Source organism: Candidatus Accumulibacter sp. ACC005, assembly GCF_907163215.1.
GTDB classification, from domain to species: Bacteria; Pseudomonadota; Gammaproteobacteria; order Burkholderiales; family Rhodocyclaceae; genus Accumulibacter; species Accumulibacter regalis.
Genome location: NZ_CAJQUB010000006.1, coordinates 238,164 through 253,063, shown reverse-complemented (window position 1 = coordinate 253,063; position 14,900 = coordinate 238,164). Strand labels below are relative to the sequence as shown.

Sequence of the window (14,900 nt, the reverse complement as noted above, 5' to 3'; positions counted from 1 at the left end):
GGGGCTCAACAATTCGGCAGGGCGGGTTTGACGGTCGCAGGAAGGGCGCCGACAAGCTTGGCGGCAAGCCGCCCCGCCATGCCGGTCGCAGGCAGAAAAAGGCCACCTGCAAGCGCCACCTGCAAGCGCTGCCACGCGAGTCACGGCAGGGAATCGTGTAACAGACTGTCTCGCCTGTCCGGCCAAGCGCCTTCTCGCGCGTTAAGTGCCCATCCTTGCCCATTCGTCCTTGTCGATGGCGAGCCTTTTTCGAGACCCTAAGCCATGTCCCTGCCGCTTGCCCCGTCGTGCCACCGCCTGCTCCCGGCCCTGCGCCGCGCGCTTCTCGTGTTTTTCGTGCTGCTCTCGCTGCTCCTGGCGGCGCCGGTGTCGGCCGACCCCGCAGGCCGTGTCGGGCGTATCGCCTGGTTGTCGGGCTCGGTTCATCTGCACCGCGCGGACAGTGGCGAATCGACCAGGGCCTTGCTCAACTGGCCCGTTTCCAGTGGCGATACTCTGTCTACCGCGGCCGGCGCACGCAGCGAAATCCAGCTCGGGTCGACTTCCGTGCAGCTTGATTCGAGCAGCATCGTGGAGTTCGTTACCGTCGACGATCAGCGCGTTCGCCTGCGCCTGCTCGCGGGCAGCGTCCTGCTTCGCCTTCGCTCAGCGGACGCGGCCGCCGATTTCGAGCTGAGCAGCTACGACGGCAGCTTCAGCTTTCTCGCAGCGGGCAGCTATCGTTTCGATGTCGAGCCCGCGGCCACCGCGGCCACTGTTTATGACGGCAGCCTGCGCTTCGCAGGCAGCGACCGCCGGCTCGATCTGCGCGCCGGCCAGCGTATCCGGCTGGCGAACGACGGCAGGACGCCCTACCAGGTCGCGGCGCCGGTGGAAGACGAATTCCTCGCCTGGAGTGGCGCGCGCGAGCCGCGGCTCGCCCGTGCCGCGTACGACCGCTACGTGTCTCCCGAAATGACCGGCGCTGCCGATCTCGACGCGCATGGGCGCTGGTACGACAGCGCCGAGTACGGTGCCGTCTGGTTCCCGCAAGCGGTCGCCGCCGACTGGGCCCCCTATCGCAACGGTCGCTGGGTGTGGGTCGCCCCCTGGGGCTGGACCTGGGTCGGCGACGAGCCCTGGGGTTTCGCTCCGTTCCACTACGGTCGCTGGGTGTTCTACGGCGGCGCCTGGGGCTGGGTTCCCGGCACGCGTGTCGCGCGCCCGGTGTACGCGCCGGCGCTGGTCGCCTGGGTCGGGTCGCCCGGCGTCGGCGTCTCGGTACAGGTCGGCGCGCGCCCCGCCGTCGGCTGGTTCCCCCTCGCGCCCCGCGAAGTCTATGTGCCGCCCTACCGCTCCAGCGCAAACTACGTCCGCCAGGTCAACGTCACCCATGTCACGCAGATCAACAACATCACGACGATCACCAGCAATCCGCAGGCGGCGGTCGAGCGCATGCCGTACGCGCATCGGCAAATGTCGCGGGCGGTGACCATGGTTCCGGCCGACGTCGTCGCCGAGCAGCGGCCGATCGATCGTGCTGCGCTGCTGCCGCGCGACGGCAGGCCGCTTGGTGCTCGGTCGGTGCAGGCGCAGGCACCGGTTGCGGCGCCGCCGGCAGGAGTCGGGCGTGGCCGCGAAGGGCGTCGGCCGTTCGCGGAGGAGGTCCGTGAGCGGGGGCGTGAGCGCGATGCCACAGCGGCGAGAGGCGATGCGCCTATGGGCGGGCGCGCCGGGCCGCCGCAGCAGCCTCCGGCGGCGAGTCCGGCAGGCGTGGCAATCGGCCAGCCGCAGCCCGCGCCGGCACCCGCACCGGCACCCGCACCCGCACCCGCACCCGCACCCGCGCCGGCGGGTGCTCCGGCACGGCCGCTGGACGCAGTGCCAGCGGCCGGATCTCCCTCGTCGCTGCCTGCTGCCGGGCAGCGACCCGAAGTCGCGCCGGCCGCGGAGCGTGCGCGACTCGAGCGGGAAGCGGGGCGCGGTCCGCGCAACGAACAGTGGGGCGGGCGCGGCGAGCAGCGGCGCCAGAGCCCCGCGTCGGGCGTCGCCACGCCCGTCGATGCCGGGTCATCGGCGGTACCGGTTGCGCCAGCCGCCGCCGCGCCGCCGCTGCCGGCAAGCCAGGGCAGGGGGCTCAACGCACCGGCAGCCAGTCAGGTCGGTGCACCGACGCCGTCACCCGCGTCGGCCGGCCCGGCAGGCACGGCAGAGCGGCCTGATCGCTTGCCAACGGCGGCTGCAGGTCGCGGAGCGCAGGGTGCTGAGCGACCGGTCACGGCAGTTGAGCGGCCGCTCAGCGGCGCCGCGTCGGGAAGACCCGAAGAACGCGCCATGCCACCCGCTCCGTCAACACAGGCCCCGGCGGCGTCGCCGCTACCTTCGCGGTTTCCCGAGCGGCCCGCCGTGACCGCGCCGCCTGCACTGGCGCAACCGCAGCCGCAGCCGCAGCCGCAGCCGCAGCCGCAAGCGCAGCCGCAGCCGCAAGTGCAAGTGCAACGGCAACAACCGCAACCGCAACCGCAAGCACCGGGTATGGAAAGGTTTGGCGCGCGTGGCGAGCCGCGTCGAGCCGATGAGGCTTCGCGTCAAGACGAAGCGTTCGCCCGGCAGAAGCGACCAGACGCGCCAGCCGCTGCGCCGCCCGCGGCGATGCCGCAGCGCCCGGCGGCTCCTCCCGGAGGAGCCAGCGCGCCGTCGCCTGATGAACGCCAGTCGCGGTCTGATCGCCGTCGCGAGGCGGGTGGGCAGCGCGACGAGCGCGGCGGTGGGCAACGCGAGGAGCGCGGCGGTGGGCAACGCGAGGAGCGCGGCGGTGGGCGGGGCGAGCAGGGGCCGCGCGGGCCGGACGGCTGACGGGTAGGGAATGTGGGGATTGTGGAACCTCGCGGCGCCGCCCGGATCTCGACGATAATGGCGGTGACCCACGCGTTCTGACGTGCCGACGCGCGGGCATGTGCAGGTCATCGCTTTGGCCCCCTCGGCAGTTTCCGCGGCGGTCGGCTGGAAAAGGGCGATGAGCGCGGGCGCGATGCAGGAATCTCGTTACAGTCTTGGGGGGCTATCTGTCATGCCGGGAATACCCACGCGAATCGACGCCGCCCCCCTTGCCGAGGGCGTTTGCAGGGACCTGCCGACGCCGACTCCAGCGCAGTCGGAACAGCCTCGGCGGCGTGTCGGGACGGTGCTCCTGTGCGTGCTGGCGGTGGTGATCGGCGTGGTGACCGGCTTTGGCGCGGTCGTGTTTCGCGACCTCATCGGTTTCATCCACAACCTGCTGTTCCTGGGCCAGGCAAACGTCGCCTACGACGCCAATGAGTTCACGCCGGCAAGTCCCTGGGGGCCGTTCGTCATTCTGGTGCCGGTTCTCGGCGCCTTGGTCGTTACCTTTCTGGTGGAAAGATTCGCCCCCGAAGCGCGCGGGCACGGCGTCCCGGAGGTGATTGACGCCATCCACTACAAGGATGGCGAAATTCGGCCCGTCGTCGCGGTTGTGAAATCGCTGGCGTCGGCGGTTGCCATTGGCAGTGGTGCGGCCGTCGGGCGCGAAGGGCCGATCATTCAGATCGGCTCGGCGCTCGGCTCGTCGCTGGGGCAACTCGTCCGGGTCGTGTCGGCAGAGCGCATCATCCTCGTTGCCGCCGGCGCGGCCGCAGGCATCGCCGCGACCTTCAATACGCCGATCGGCGGCGTCCTTTTTGCCATTGAACTGCTGTTGCCCGAAGTCAGCGTGCAGAGCTTCCTGCCGGTGGCGCTGGCGACCGGAACCGCAACCTTCGTTGGCCAGTTCTTTTTCGGCCAGCAGCCGGCGTTTGCCGTGCCTGCGCTGGCACCGCTGGAGGTCAACGCGTCGGCGGTTATCAGCCTGTGTCTTTTCGCGCTGCTCGGCGTGATCACCGGCCTGGCCGCGGCCGGGTTTGTCCGCGGCCTGCACCTGATGGAGGACGTCTTCGATCGGATCAGGCATCGCTACCTGCGCCACACCTTGGGAATGCTGCTGGTCGGCGTGCTCTTCTATGTTCTGCACGAGACGCTCGGTCACTACTACGTCGAGGGCGTCGGCTACGCGACCATACAGGCGATACTCGGAGGACAACTCGGTGCCTTCCAGCTGCTGGCCGTGTTGTTCGTCTGCAAGCTGGTCGCCACCTCGCTCAGCCTCGGCTCGGGCTCCTCCGGCGGAGTCTTCTCGCCTTCGTTGTTCATGGGGGCAACCATAGGCGGGGCGTTTGCGACGGTCATGGCCGCGCTGCACCTGCCGGTGCCGATCAGCGTCGGGTCATTCGCCATGGTCGGGATGGGCGCCATGGTCGGTGGCGCAACCGGCGCAGTGATGACCGCCGTGACCATGATCTTCGAGATGACGCGCGACTATTCCATCGTTATGCCCATGATCCTGGCCGTCGCCCTCAGCGTCGGCGTGCGCCGCCTGGTCTCGCCGGAGAGCATCTACACGCTCAAGCTGGTGCGCCGGGGACACCCGGTTCCCAAGGCCTTGCATGCCAACATCTTTCTGGTGCGGCGAGCACGCGACCTCATGGACCGGGCTTTTGTCGTCGCGCCCGCCGCGACCGACTTCGAGGATTTCCTCCGCAAGCCCGAACACCACGGGAGGATGTTGCACGTCGTCGTGACGCGCGGCAATCGCATCCAGGGAGTGCTGCGCATCAACGCCGGGCTGAGGCGCGGCCTGGCGCACACGCACGCGGGCATCACTCTCGGCGACGTCGCTCACCGCAATTTTACCGTTGTCCGCGAAGACGACACCGGCCTTGCGGTCATCCGCCGCCTTTCGCGCAAGCGCGCCCTGATGGCCCTGGTGGTCCAGGGCCGCGTGCCGCGACCGGCCGGCGTGCTGGGCGTGATCACCAAGGAACACGTTGCCGATTCCGTTGCCGAGAGCATACAAGTCTATCCCGAGTGACAGTCACCGCAAGCAACTTGCCCATGCAGTAGCGCCAGGGCGAGCCGCGGCGACGGCGCAGACCCGGGAAGTAGGCGAGCAGGCCGAACGTCGCTGCGGACGCCGACTTTGATTTTCGCAGTGGCAAGGATAGCGTTGCACTGAGGCTCTGCGCTTCGCGCCGTCGATGGGGCGGGAAAGTCGTGCGAAGGTCGAAGTGGATTGCCGCGTCGGCTGCGCCTCCTCGCAATGACGTTGGGTGGGGGATGGGCGCTGGATTACCCGCGGCCTTCACGCTTTTTTACAGCCCCGTCACGACGGCAACAGTCGCCGTGGTTGTTCAAATCGCCCAATGGCGCGATGATGCCGAGACGCTCCGGTCCAGCGGCTGGCGTATTGGACGATCATGGCGCAGCCAGCCAGGGGTAGGCGCAAGGGTCGGAGCCTTCCGCAGCGCCTGCGACGTTCTGACTACGAGGAGAATGATCATGGAAAACGCGATTCACACGCTGAGCGATTTGTTCCGCCAACTCGGCTTGCCGGATGACGCGGCGAGCATCGAGGACTTCATCGCCCGTCATCGGCCGCTGCCGCCAGGGGTTCGTGTCGCCGATGCGTCGTTCTGGACGCCGAGCCAGGCGCAGTTTCTGGCCGAGGAAATGAGCGATGACGCCGACTGGGCGGAGCTGGTCGACACCCTGGCTTTGCTGCTCAGCAAGTAGTTCCTTCCTCGCCATGCGCCCGCGGCGGCGTTTTTGGCTGAATCGCCGCTATCTGTTATGGTCGCACCGATGCACAACATCCTCTCCGTATCCGAACTCTCGAAGACCTACGACTCGCGCTTCCAGGCGTTAAAGCGCATCAATCTGGACATTCGCCGTGGCGAGATATTTGCGTTGCTGGGCCCCAACGGCGCGGGAAAAACGACGCTGATCAGCATCATCTGCGGGATCGTCAAGGCCAGCGAAGGCAGCGTTCGGGTCGATGGCCACGACATCGTCGCCGACTACCGTGCTGCCCGCGCGATGATCGGTCTGGTGCCGCAGGAACTGACCACCGATGCCTTCGAGTCGGTGTGGGCGACGGTGTCGTTCAGCCGTGGCCTGTTCGGCAAGGCGGCGAATCCCGCCTACATCGAAAAGATCCTCCGCGAGCTTTCGCTGTGGAACAAGAAGGACAGCAAGATCATCACGCTTTCGGGCGGCATGAAGCGTCGCCTGCTGATTGCCAAGGCGCTGTCGCACGAGCCGGAGATTCTCTTCCTCGACGAGCCGACCGCCGGCGTTGACGTCAACCTGCGCCGCGACATGTGGCAACTGGTGCGCTCGCTGCAGGCCACCGGGGTGACCATCATTCTGACCACGCATTACATCGACGAGGCCGAAGAGATGGCCGACCGCATCGGGGTGATCAGCAAGGGCGAGATCATTCTCGTTGACGACAAGGCCGAGCTGATGCGCAAGCTCGGCAAGAAGCAGATGACGCTGCAACTGCAGACCGCCCTGGAGCACATCCCGCCTGCGCTGGCCGCCTATCAACTCGAACTGGCGAGCGATGGCAACGAGCTGATCTATACCTTCGACGCGCAGGGCGAGCGAACCGGCATCGTCGCGCTGCTCAAGGAGCTCAACGACGCGGCCATCGTTTTCAAGGACCTGCACACCACGCAAAGTTCGCTCGAAGATATCTTCGTCAGCCTGGTGAAGGAAGAGAAATGAACTGGCATGCGATGCGCGCGATTTACCTCTTCGAGATGGCGCGTACGCGCCGCACGCTGTTGCAGAGCGTCATTTCGCCGGTGATTTCGACGTCCCTGTACTTTGTCGTCTTCGGCGCGGCGATCGGCTCGCGCATCGACGAGATCGAGGGCATCAGCTATGGCGCTTTCATCGTGCCCGGGCTGATCATGTTGTCGCTGTTGACGCAGAGCGTTGCCAACGCCTCGTTCGGCATCTACTTCCCGAAGTTCACCGGAACGATCTACGAGCTGCTGTCGGCACCGATCTCGTACATCGAAATCGCGGCTGCCTATGTCGGCGCCGCGGCGACCAAGTCGATCATCCTCGGGCTGATCATCCTGGCCACGGCGGGCCTTTTCGTCCCGCTGCAGGTCGCGCATCCGCTCTGGATGCTGCTTTTCCTGGTCCTGACGGCGGTGACTTTCAGCCTCTTCGGTTTCATCATCGGCATCTGGGCCGACAATTTCGAGAAACTGCAGCTCGTGCCGCTGCTGATCATCACCCCGCTGACTTTCCTCGGCGGCAGCTTCTACTCGATCAACATGCTGCCGCCGGTCTGGCAGACGATCACCCTGTTCAACCCGGTGGTCTATCTGGTCAGCGGTTTCCGCTGGAGCTTCTACGACGTCGCCGACGTCGGTGTCGGCGTCAGCCTGGTCATGACGCTATTGTTCCTGGCGGTGTTTCTGGCCGTCGTGGCGTGGATCTTCAAGACCGGGTATCGGCTGAAGAGCTAGTGCAGTGCTGGATTGTTGATGGGAATTTCAGCGCCCCTGACGGCAAGGTGAAACCCGTGGCGTCGCTGGTGCTGCCCACGTCACCAAGACCGTGCAACCATTCCCCAGGCACCGTCATTGCGAGGAGGCGCAGCCGACGCGGCAATCCAGTTCCAGTCTCTGACTCCTTGTCCGTCACACCAGCCAGGCGAAAAACAAGACCTCTGGATTGCCACGTCGGCTGCGCCTCCTCGCAATGACGTGCGGGCGGCCGTGGCGCGTCATTTTCGCCGCGACGTTCAGCCCGCCGGACAGCCGCTTGAAACCCTGTCGTCGCCGGCATTCTTGGGTTTCCTGCTGCGGGCAACACGACACCAGCCGGCTGCCTGTGGGTGGCGGTGGCGACGACGAAGCTTTCTGCGGCGTCCGCAATCCCGGCAGGTGTCAACGGACCTCCGCGGCACCGAGCGCCACGCTGCCTTGCGCCTGCCGGTTCTCCTCTGCGGCCGGCATGAGCCGGGTCAGCGCCTGGCGCCGGGCGTCCTTGTCCAGCGCAGCGAGCTGGGAGACGCTGCGGTAGAACTGCGGCAGGTCGTAATCCAGTCGGGCGAGCAGGGCTTCGAACGCCGGCACCAGCTCGTTGTAGAGCGCGAGCGATGCCAGTTTGGCGTTGTTCAGGTCGTCGCCAAAGAACGCGTCGTAACCGGCGTAGCCGTCCCAGCTCGCCTTCAGTTCGGCGTAATCGCTGCGCAGGGCGGCGAACAGGGCGGCCTTGGCGTCGCGTTGCGCAGCGGCCGGGCCGGCGCCGTCGGCCCGGTCGTTGTCGTAGAGCGCGCGAAACCTGTCGCGATAGGCGTGCATCAAGGCCGCAAAGCCGGCCTTGCGCAGGCGCTGCGTCTCGAAGATGGCGCGCTGCCCGGGTGCGGCGTTGCTCGCCAGCCAGCGCCGCATGCCTTCGTTTTCCAGCGCCGTGGCGAAGGACTCGTTGAACAGCGAATCGTCGTTCACGAAGACCACCTGGTGGGCCAGTTCGTGAAAGACGATGCGCGCCACTTCCGGCGTACCGAAGCGCAGGAAAGTGTTGAGCACCGGGTCGTCGAAATAGCCGAGCGTGGAATAGGCGGGGACGCCAGCGACGTAGGTGTCGTAACCCTGCTCGCGCAGCTCGGCGGCGAGCGCCTCGGCGTCGCGCTGGTCGTAGTAGCCGCGGTAGCTCACGCAGCCGACCATCAGCAGGCACCAGTTCCTGGCTTTCAGCGACAGTTCGGGCGCTGCGAATACGTTCCACACCACGTAGGGTCTGCCGAGGTCGGCGTAGGCACGATAGCTGCCGTTGTCCGGCAGGGCCAGATCGCGGCTGGCGAAGTCGCGTATCGCCTGCACCTCGTGCAGCTTGCTCTTCAGCCGCGGATCGCTGGCCGGATCGCTCATCAGCCTGTCGATGGGCGTGGCGGCGCGCATTACGGCGAGGTGCCCGCCGATCGCCTGTGCGTAGTAGCCGGCGTTGCTGCAGCCGCTCAGCAGGGCCGCCAGCAGCAGCACGAGCGAGTCCCTAAGCCGGCTCTTGATCATGGCGAAAGTGACCCGTCTCGAGGAAGGCTACGATTTGCGCCGCACACGCAGGTGAGGCGAGCATTTGCGAGTGGGCGACGGGGAGGGCGATGAAATCGGCGGCGCCGGGCAAGCGCGTTTCCGCCACGGCCACGACGCCGTCGTTGGGATGCGGCAAGCCGGGGACGACGCGGCCGAGGCCGAAGCTGCGCGTGCCGGCGAGCACGCCGACCGGTGGCGCTGACGCGAGCAAGGTTCTTGTCGGCGCCGGACGCGACAACCATTCCATGATCGAGCGGCCGAGCAGCGTCGACAGTCCCGCGACCCTGGCCAGCCGTCGTGCGCAGTGGCTGTCTAGGCAGGGCGTGCCGAGAAGGATCGCCCGGCGCAGACGTGGATCGACGGACTGGGCCAGCAGGTCGAGGATGATCAGCCCGCCCATGCTGTGGCCGACGAGATGGATGTCGCTGGCGCCCGTCGCCTCGATAAAGGCCTTGAGCGCCTGCGCATTCTGCGCCAGCGTGGCGCGCACGCTGGGGTAGCCGAAACGCCGCGGTCGGTAACCACGGCGCTGCAGCCAGTGGCTGTGCAGCGCGAAAACGGCCGCCGGCGTCCACAGGCCGTGCACCAGGATGACGGCGGGCTTCGGGTGTCGATGTCGAGACGGCGTGCTGTCGTCCAATGCCTGCTCCTGTAGGGCGTTGCTGCCGTCAATTCTACGGCTTCGTCGGCGCCGCGTCGTTGCGCAGCGAGTATGGCGCCCGCCGCGAGCGGGCATTGCATGCCGGAGTCGGGGGTATGGAAGCGCGGGCGGGTAGCGGGTATCGTGCACGCCTTGGATCATCCATCGTCACTCCGCACGCATCGCCCATGAATAACACGCGACAAGCAGGTATCGACCCCGTCCTTTCCACGCTCGAACCGGCAGCCGTCTGGGCGCATTTCGCGACGCTTTGCCGCATTCCACGCCAATCCAAGGCGGAAGGGCGCTTGCGCGACGAGATTCGGCGCTGGGCGCTGGCCAGGGGACTGTCGGCGACGGTCGATGCGGCGGGAAATCTCCTGCTTTGCAAGGTCGCCAGCAGCGGCATGGACGATGCGCCCGGCGTCATTCTGCAGGCGCATCTGGACATGGTCTGCGAGAAGAACGCGGGCACCGCGCATGACTTTTCGTGCGATCCCATTCGGCCGCTGGCGCGCGACGGCTGGTTGCTCGCCGAGGAGACGACGCTCGGCGCCGACAACGGCATCGGAGTGGCCCTGATCCTGGCCGCGCTCGACGACGACTCGCTGCGGCATGGTCCGCTTGAAGCCTTGCTGACGGTCGACGAGGAAGCCGGCATGGGCGGCGCGCACGGTCTGCAGCGCGGCTTGCTGCAGGGTCGGCTGTTGCTCAACCTCGATACCGAGGAGTGGGGCGAGTTCTACCTGGGGTGCGCGGGAGGTCTGGACGTCAACGTGCATCGCGAGGGTCGCGCGGAACCCGTCCCGGGCGATCTGTCGGCCTGGCGCGTCGATCTGCGCGGCTTGTGCGGCGGACATTCGGGCATCGACATTCACGAGCAGCGCGGCAACGCGATCAAATTGCTGGTCCGCGTGCTGCGTGATCTGGAGAGCCAGCTGCCGCTTCGTCTGGCGCAACTGAGCGGCGGCTCGGCGCGAAATGCGCTACCGAGGGAGGCGTCGGCGACGCTGGCCGTGCCGTCGGGGAGCGTTGACGCTCTGGCGGCTCGCCTGGCGTCGTGGCAGTCGTCGCTGCGCGAGGAATTGCCGGGCGTCGATGGGGCGCTGCACATCGATCTCGTGCCGGCCTCGGTCGACGAGCTGATGTCCGTCGACGATCAGTTCATCTGGCTGGCGTCGCTGTCTGCTGCACCGCACGGCGTGCGCCGCCATAGTCTGAGCGTTGCTGGGGTGGTCGAGACGTCGAACAACCTTGGTATGGTCGGGATCACGCCGAGCGGTGGCTTCTGCAACTTCATGGTTCGCTCACTCGTCGACAGCGGCAGCAAGGCGCTCGCCGACGAGATCGGCGCGCTCTTTGCGTTGTCGGGAACGGTCGCCGAGCAGGCCGGCCACTATCCGGGCTGGGCCCCGAATCCCGCTTCGCCGCTGCTGGCGCTTTGCCAGTCGGTCTACCGGCGGAAGTTCGGCGCCGAATCGAGCGTCCAGGTGATCCACGCCGGACTCGAGTGCGGCCTCATCGCCGCCCGCTATCCGGGCCTGGACATGGTCTCCTTCGGGCCGACGATCCGCGGCGCACACGCGCCCGGCGAGCGCGTCGAGATCGCTTCCGTAGGACGCGCGTGGCAACTCCTGACGGCGATTCTGGCCGCTGTCGGTGAAGGCGGCGCGAGCGCCGAACCGCCTCTGGCGCACGCGGCTGAGGGAACGAGCTGACGCGCCGATGGAGGCGGACGATCTGCAACGGCTGGTGACCTGGAGCATGCCCTACGGCAGGTACAAGGGCCGTCTGATTGCCGACCTGCCGGGCAACTATCTGAACTGGTTCGCGCGCGAAGGGTTTCCGCCGGGCAAGCTCGGCCAGCTCCTGGCGCTGATGCACGAACTCGACCACAACGGCCTCTCCGGACTGCTCGCGCCGCTGCGCCAGCGGTGAGGCGGCGGGGCGGTGGAGCGCGCCTGCGCTTCCGGATCTGTCGCGGCGCACGTTCATCGCCGCCCGTCGTTCGCCGGCTTCGTGGTGCGGAGCTGCGCATGCGGGCGGGCAGGGTCCGGGGATAGAAAACGACGTTTCGCTGCATGGGATTTCATGCCACGATTGCGGCCATGACTGCCTCATCTCCCCTTGGCGATACCCGCGCTGCCTGGTTGCTGGCCGGGGTGGAGTTCTTCTTCGCGCTGAGCTGGGTGGTGTACGTCATCTTTCTTCCCGAACTGCTGGCGCGCGGTGGCATCGACAGGCGCTACCTGCCGTGGATCATTGCCGCCGACCAGTTGATCTTCGCCCTGGCCGACTGGTGGATGGGGGTCGCCGTCGATCGGGCGCGCGCGGCGCTGCGCATGATCGGGCCGATGCTGGTGCTGCTCTCGGCGGTTTCGGCGCTGGCGATGCTGCTGATGCCGTGGCTGGCAGCGACGCCGGCTCTGTTCCTGTTGGCCATCGGCGTCTGGGTGGCGACGTCGTCGGCCTTGCGGGCACCGCCGTACGTATTGCTTTCGCGCTACGCCGGGCGGGCGACGCTGCCGCGCCTGGCTGGCATCCAGTTGCTCGGGCTGGCGGTGGCGTCGGCGCTCGCGCCTTACCTGGCAATCGTCCTCAAGGGGGTCGACCCGGCGCTGCCTTTCCTGCTCAGCGCACTCGCCGTGGCGGCTTCGGCGCTGGCGCTGGTTCATGTCGAGCGGCGCTTGCCGGCTGCCGTGGCGCCGGCCGCCGGAACCGTGCCGCAGACAGCGGGCGGCCGGGCGAAAGGCTCGTGGGCCTTCCTGCTGCTGCTCGCCCTGCTCCTCGCCATTGGCCAGCAGGTGCATTCGCTGATCAACTCGGCGGCGCAGTACAAGCGGCTGGCGGACCCGGCGCTGCTGCCCTGGTTGCTGCCGGTCTTCTGGATCGGCTTCAGCTTTGGTCTGCTCGGCGCTGGCCGCCTGGTGCGGGCGCGTGGCGTGCTGCAGGTTCTGCAGGGGGCGTGCGCGCTGGGCGCCCTGGCGCTGACCGGAACGGTGCTTGCCGTTTCGCTGGAGGCCTTGCTGTTGAGCCAGTTTGCGGCCGGGATTTTCTGGGCCGCCATCCTCTGTGCTGCGATCGGTCTGGCTGCCGAGAGCGGCCATCCGCTGCACACCGGGCGCCATACCGGCGCCTTGATGGCGACTCTGGCGGTGGCGGCGTTTTCACGTATCGGGCTGGCGGCGTCTGGTGGTGCTGCCGCGGTGGGTGCCCAGGTGCTCGACTGGTTGCCGGTGGCCTTGTGGTGTGTGGTCGCGCTTATCGTGCGGCGCATGCGTTAGGCGGCGGGTCGCGGCGCTTGCTGCACTCGCGGCCATCAGTGTTCCCTGCCGTCGACGCGCGGCTGTAGCAGGTACGGGATATAACGCCAGGCGAGGATGGCGAAGCTGCAGAACCAGCACGCTGCGGCGAGCTCGATCCAGCGCAGGTAGCCGGCCGGGTCGATTTGCGGGATGACGTTGCGGAGCACGAAGCCGGCGATCATGATCCACAGCACGGCCTTGTCGAGACCGTCGAAAACCACTTTTCTGCCGGTGTGACCGTTGGCGATGCGGATCAGCATCGCCGGAATGATCAGGCCCATGGCGCCGAAGGTGAAGACGTGCATCGGCAGCGAGCCGACCCACGCCGGCTGCGCGACCTGCGCGACGAAGTCGAGCAGCAGCTGCGCGACGATGGCCAGGTAGCCGAGATACATGATGCCGATGTCCAGCCGGCGCAGCGCCAGCTGCGGCTTCCAGAACGCGAAGCGGACGAGCAGCAGCAGCGCCAGCAGGAGGCCGGTCCACCCCGCGACGGGTGCCGGCAGCAGGCTGGCAAAGACCAGCAGCACGGCGAGCATCTTGATGCCCGTGTCGAGGACCACGTTGCGCAGGATTTCGGCGTGCATGGCGTTTTTCATGAACTGGGTCAGCGTCCTTTCGAGCATGACCAGAAACGCGACCCGGAAAAGCGCCACGGTCATGCTCGCGCCCGCCTGAAAATGCGCTTCGCTGAGCAGCAGGTTCTTGGCGACCAGGAAGAGCGGCAGGATGATCAGGAAGAAGTAGTTGTCGCGGAAGGAATCACTCTCGCGGTGGCGGATCAGCGACCACAGCAGCATGGCGACGATCGACGCCAGAAAGAGATTGCTGGCGAGGCGGAAGGCGAGTGGCGGCAGTGCGCCGGCGTACCACATTCCGGCGCGTTCAAGCAGCCACGCGCCGACCAGCAGGATCAACGCCATGCCATGGTAGCCGCGAATCTTTACCCAGTTCTTGGTCGACGTGAGCAGGAAGCCGCCCATCACCGCCCAGCCGAAGCCGAAGAACATTTCATGCGCGTGCCACTGGACGGGCGAGAAAGGTGCCGGCGGCGCGGTCAGGGTCCCCGCGAAGAACAGTGCCCAGAGAACCGGCAGGGCAAGTCCCGACAGGCAGGCGAGGGCAAAGAAAGGTCTGAAACCGACCAGCCAGAGAGCTTGTTCGGAAAATCGCATGGTCCGGAGGCCTCGATGAGGGGTTCGCGGGAGAGGCGCGACGCGCGAGCGCGCGAGCGCGCTGGTGCGTTGTTGCGTCGTCGGGTTGGCAGGGGCTGATTTTCGCGTAGTGGCCAGTGGCTGGCTTTGATCTAGAACGGCGCCGGGCAGAAAAACTGCAGCGGCTGCCTGCTCTCGGGGTGGGCAAAGGCCAGCGTTTCGGCGTGCAGCAGGAGCCGCGTGTCCTCGGGCGCGAGGTCGGTGCCGCCGTAGAGCGCGTCACCGATGATCGGGTGGCCGATGGCCAGCAGGTGCACGCGCAACTGGTGCGTACGCCCGGTCAGGGGAATGAGCAGCAGGCGCGAGCGATTGGCGGTCGGGTCGTGCGCGAGCACCCGGTAGCGGGTGAGCGAGGGCTTGCCGGCGAGCGGGTCGACTTTCTGCCGCGGTCGCCGGGGCCAGTCGGCACTCAGTGGCAGGTCGATTTCGCCGCTGGCGACGAGCAGTTCGCCGGCGACGACCGCCACATAGCGTTTTTCGACCTGGCGATTGGCGAACTGGCTGCTCAGCCGCCGCTGCATCTCCTTGCCGCGTGCCAGTACCACCACCCCGGAGGTGTGCATGTCGAGCCGGTGCACGATCAGCGCGTCGGCGAATTCGGCCTGCAGGCGCGCGCTCAGGCAATCCTGCTTGTCTTCGCCGCGACCGGGTACGGTGAGCAGGCCGGCTGGCTTGTCGACCACCAGCAGCGCCGCGTCGCGATAGAGGATTTCCGGCGTGCCGCGGAGCGGATCGGCGCTGGCAGGGATGGCGGGGATGGTGGGGAATGCGGTTTTGACGGCGTTCATGCGCGAGCGGAGTGGGGGAAAGG

12 protein-coding genes are annotated in these 14,900 nt (G+C 67.3%); 8 read left to right on the top strand and 4 right to left on the bottom strand.

Annotated features, from left to right (window positions below):
- Window positions 1-264 precede the first annotated feature (264 nt).
- The 5 genes from QZ613_RS08345 to QZ613_RS08325 all read left to right on the top strand — a co-directional run bounded on the left by QZ613_RS08345 (window position 265) and on the right by QZ613_RS08325 (window position 7,358).
- Window positions 265-2,835 (top strand): DUF6600 domain-containing protein, encoded by a 2,571-nt coding sequence (locus QZ613_RS08345; protein ID WP_291982003.1) that lies wholly within the window; start codon window positions 265-267, stop codon window positions 2,833-2,835.
- Between the two features lie 214 nt (window positions 2,836-3,049).
- Complete coding sequence (locus tag QZ613_RS08340; RefSeq protein WP_291863781.1) at window positions 3,050-4,903, top strand: chloride channel protein; 1,854 nt, start codon at window positions 3,050-3,052, stop codon at window positions 4,901-4,903.
- A 467-nt stretch (window positions 4,904-5,370) separates the two neighbouring features.
- Window positions 5,371-5,604 (top strand): DUF2789 domain-containing protein, encoded by a 234-nt coding sequence (locus tag QZ613_RS08335; RefSeq protein ID WP_043567684.1) that lies wholly within the window; start codon window positions 5,371-5,373, stop codon window positions 5,602-5,604.
- Window positions 5,605-5,673: 69 nt separating this feature from the next.
- Window positions 5,674-6,600: an ABC transporter ATP-binding protein gene (locus tag QZ613_RS08330; RefSeq protein WP_291903909.1), complete on the top strand. Its 927-nt coding sequence runs from the start codon at window positions 5,674-5,676 to the stop codon at window positions 6,598-6,600.
- Window positions 6,597-7,358, top strand: a complete 762-nt coding sequence (locus tag QZ613_RS08325) for an ABC transporter permease (protein ID WP_291863775.1) — start codon at window positions 6,597-6,599, stop codon at window positions 7,356-7,358. The genes QZ613_RS08330 and QZ613_RS08325 overlap by 4 nt, the downstream gene beginning before the upstream one ends.
- 423 nt (window positions 7,359-7,781) lie before the next feature.
- Here the strand turns inward: QZ613_RS08325 and QZ613_RS08320 are convergent, their stop codons facing one another.
- The gene (locus QZ613_RS08320) at window positions 7,782-8,909 is read right to left on the bottom strand and encodes an aminopeptidase (protein WP_291903910.1); all 1,128 of its coding nucleotides are present in this window, start codon (window positions 8,907-8,909) and stop codon (window positions 7,782-7,784) included.
- Window positions 8,890-9,570: an alpha/beta fold hydrolase gene (locus QZ613_RS08315; RefSeq protein WP_291903911.1), complete on the bottom strand. Its 681-nt coding sequence runs from the start codon at window positions 9,568-9,570 to the stop codon at window positions 8,890-8,892. The genes QZ613_RS08320 and QZ613_RS08315 overlap by 20 nt, the downstream gene beginning before the upstream one ends.
- 188 nt (window positions 9,571-9,758) lie before the next feature.
- Between QZ613_RS08315 and QZ613_RS08310 the strand changes: the two genes are divergently transcribed.
- From QZ613_RS08310 to QZ613_RS08300, 3 genes are all read left to right on the top strand, one after another.
- The gene (locus QZ613_RS08310) at window positions 9,759-11,288 is read left to right on the top strand and encodes an aminoacyl-histidine dipeptidase (RefSeq protein ID WP_291903912.1); all 1,530 of its coding nucleotides are present in this window, start codon (window positions 9,759-9,761) and stop codon (window positions 11,286-11,288) included.
- A 7-nt stretch (window positions 11,289-11,295) separates the two neighbouring features.
- Window positions 11,296-11,508: a DUF3820 family protein gene (locus QZ613_RS08305; RefSeq protein ID WP_043567673.1), complete on the top strand. Its 213-nt coding sequence runs from the start codon at window positions 11,296-11,298 to the stop codon at window positions 11,506-11,508.
- A gap of 170 nt (window positions 11,509-11,678) precedes the next feature.
- On the top strand, window positions 11,679-12,854 hold the full coding sequence (locus tag QZ613_RS08300) for an MFS transporter (RefSeq protein ID WP_291868811.1): 1,176 nt from the start codon (window positions 11,679-11,681) through the stop codon (window positions 12,852-12,854).
- Window positions 12,855-12,889: 35 nt separating this feature from the next.
- Here QZ613_RS08300 and QZ613_RS08295 read toward each other — a convergent pair whose 3' ends face one another.
- The gene (locus QZ613_RS08295) at window positions 12,890-14,050 is read right to left on the bottom strand and encodes an NnrS family protein (RefSeq protein ID WP_291868808.1); all 1,161 of its coding nucleotides are present in this window, start codon (window positions 14,048-14,050) and stop codon (window positions 12,890-12,892) included.
- 131 nt (window positions 14,051-14,181) lie between these two features.
- Window positions 14,182-14,877 carry an RluA family pseudouridine synthase gene (locus tag QZ613_RS08290; RefSeq protein ID WP_291868805.1) on the bottom strand — a complete coding sequence of 232 codons (696 nt, stop codon included), beginning with the start codon at window positions 14,875-14,877 and terminating at the stop codon, window positions 14,182-14,184.
- Between the last annotated feature and the right edge of the window lie 23 nt (window positions 14,878-14,900).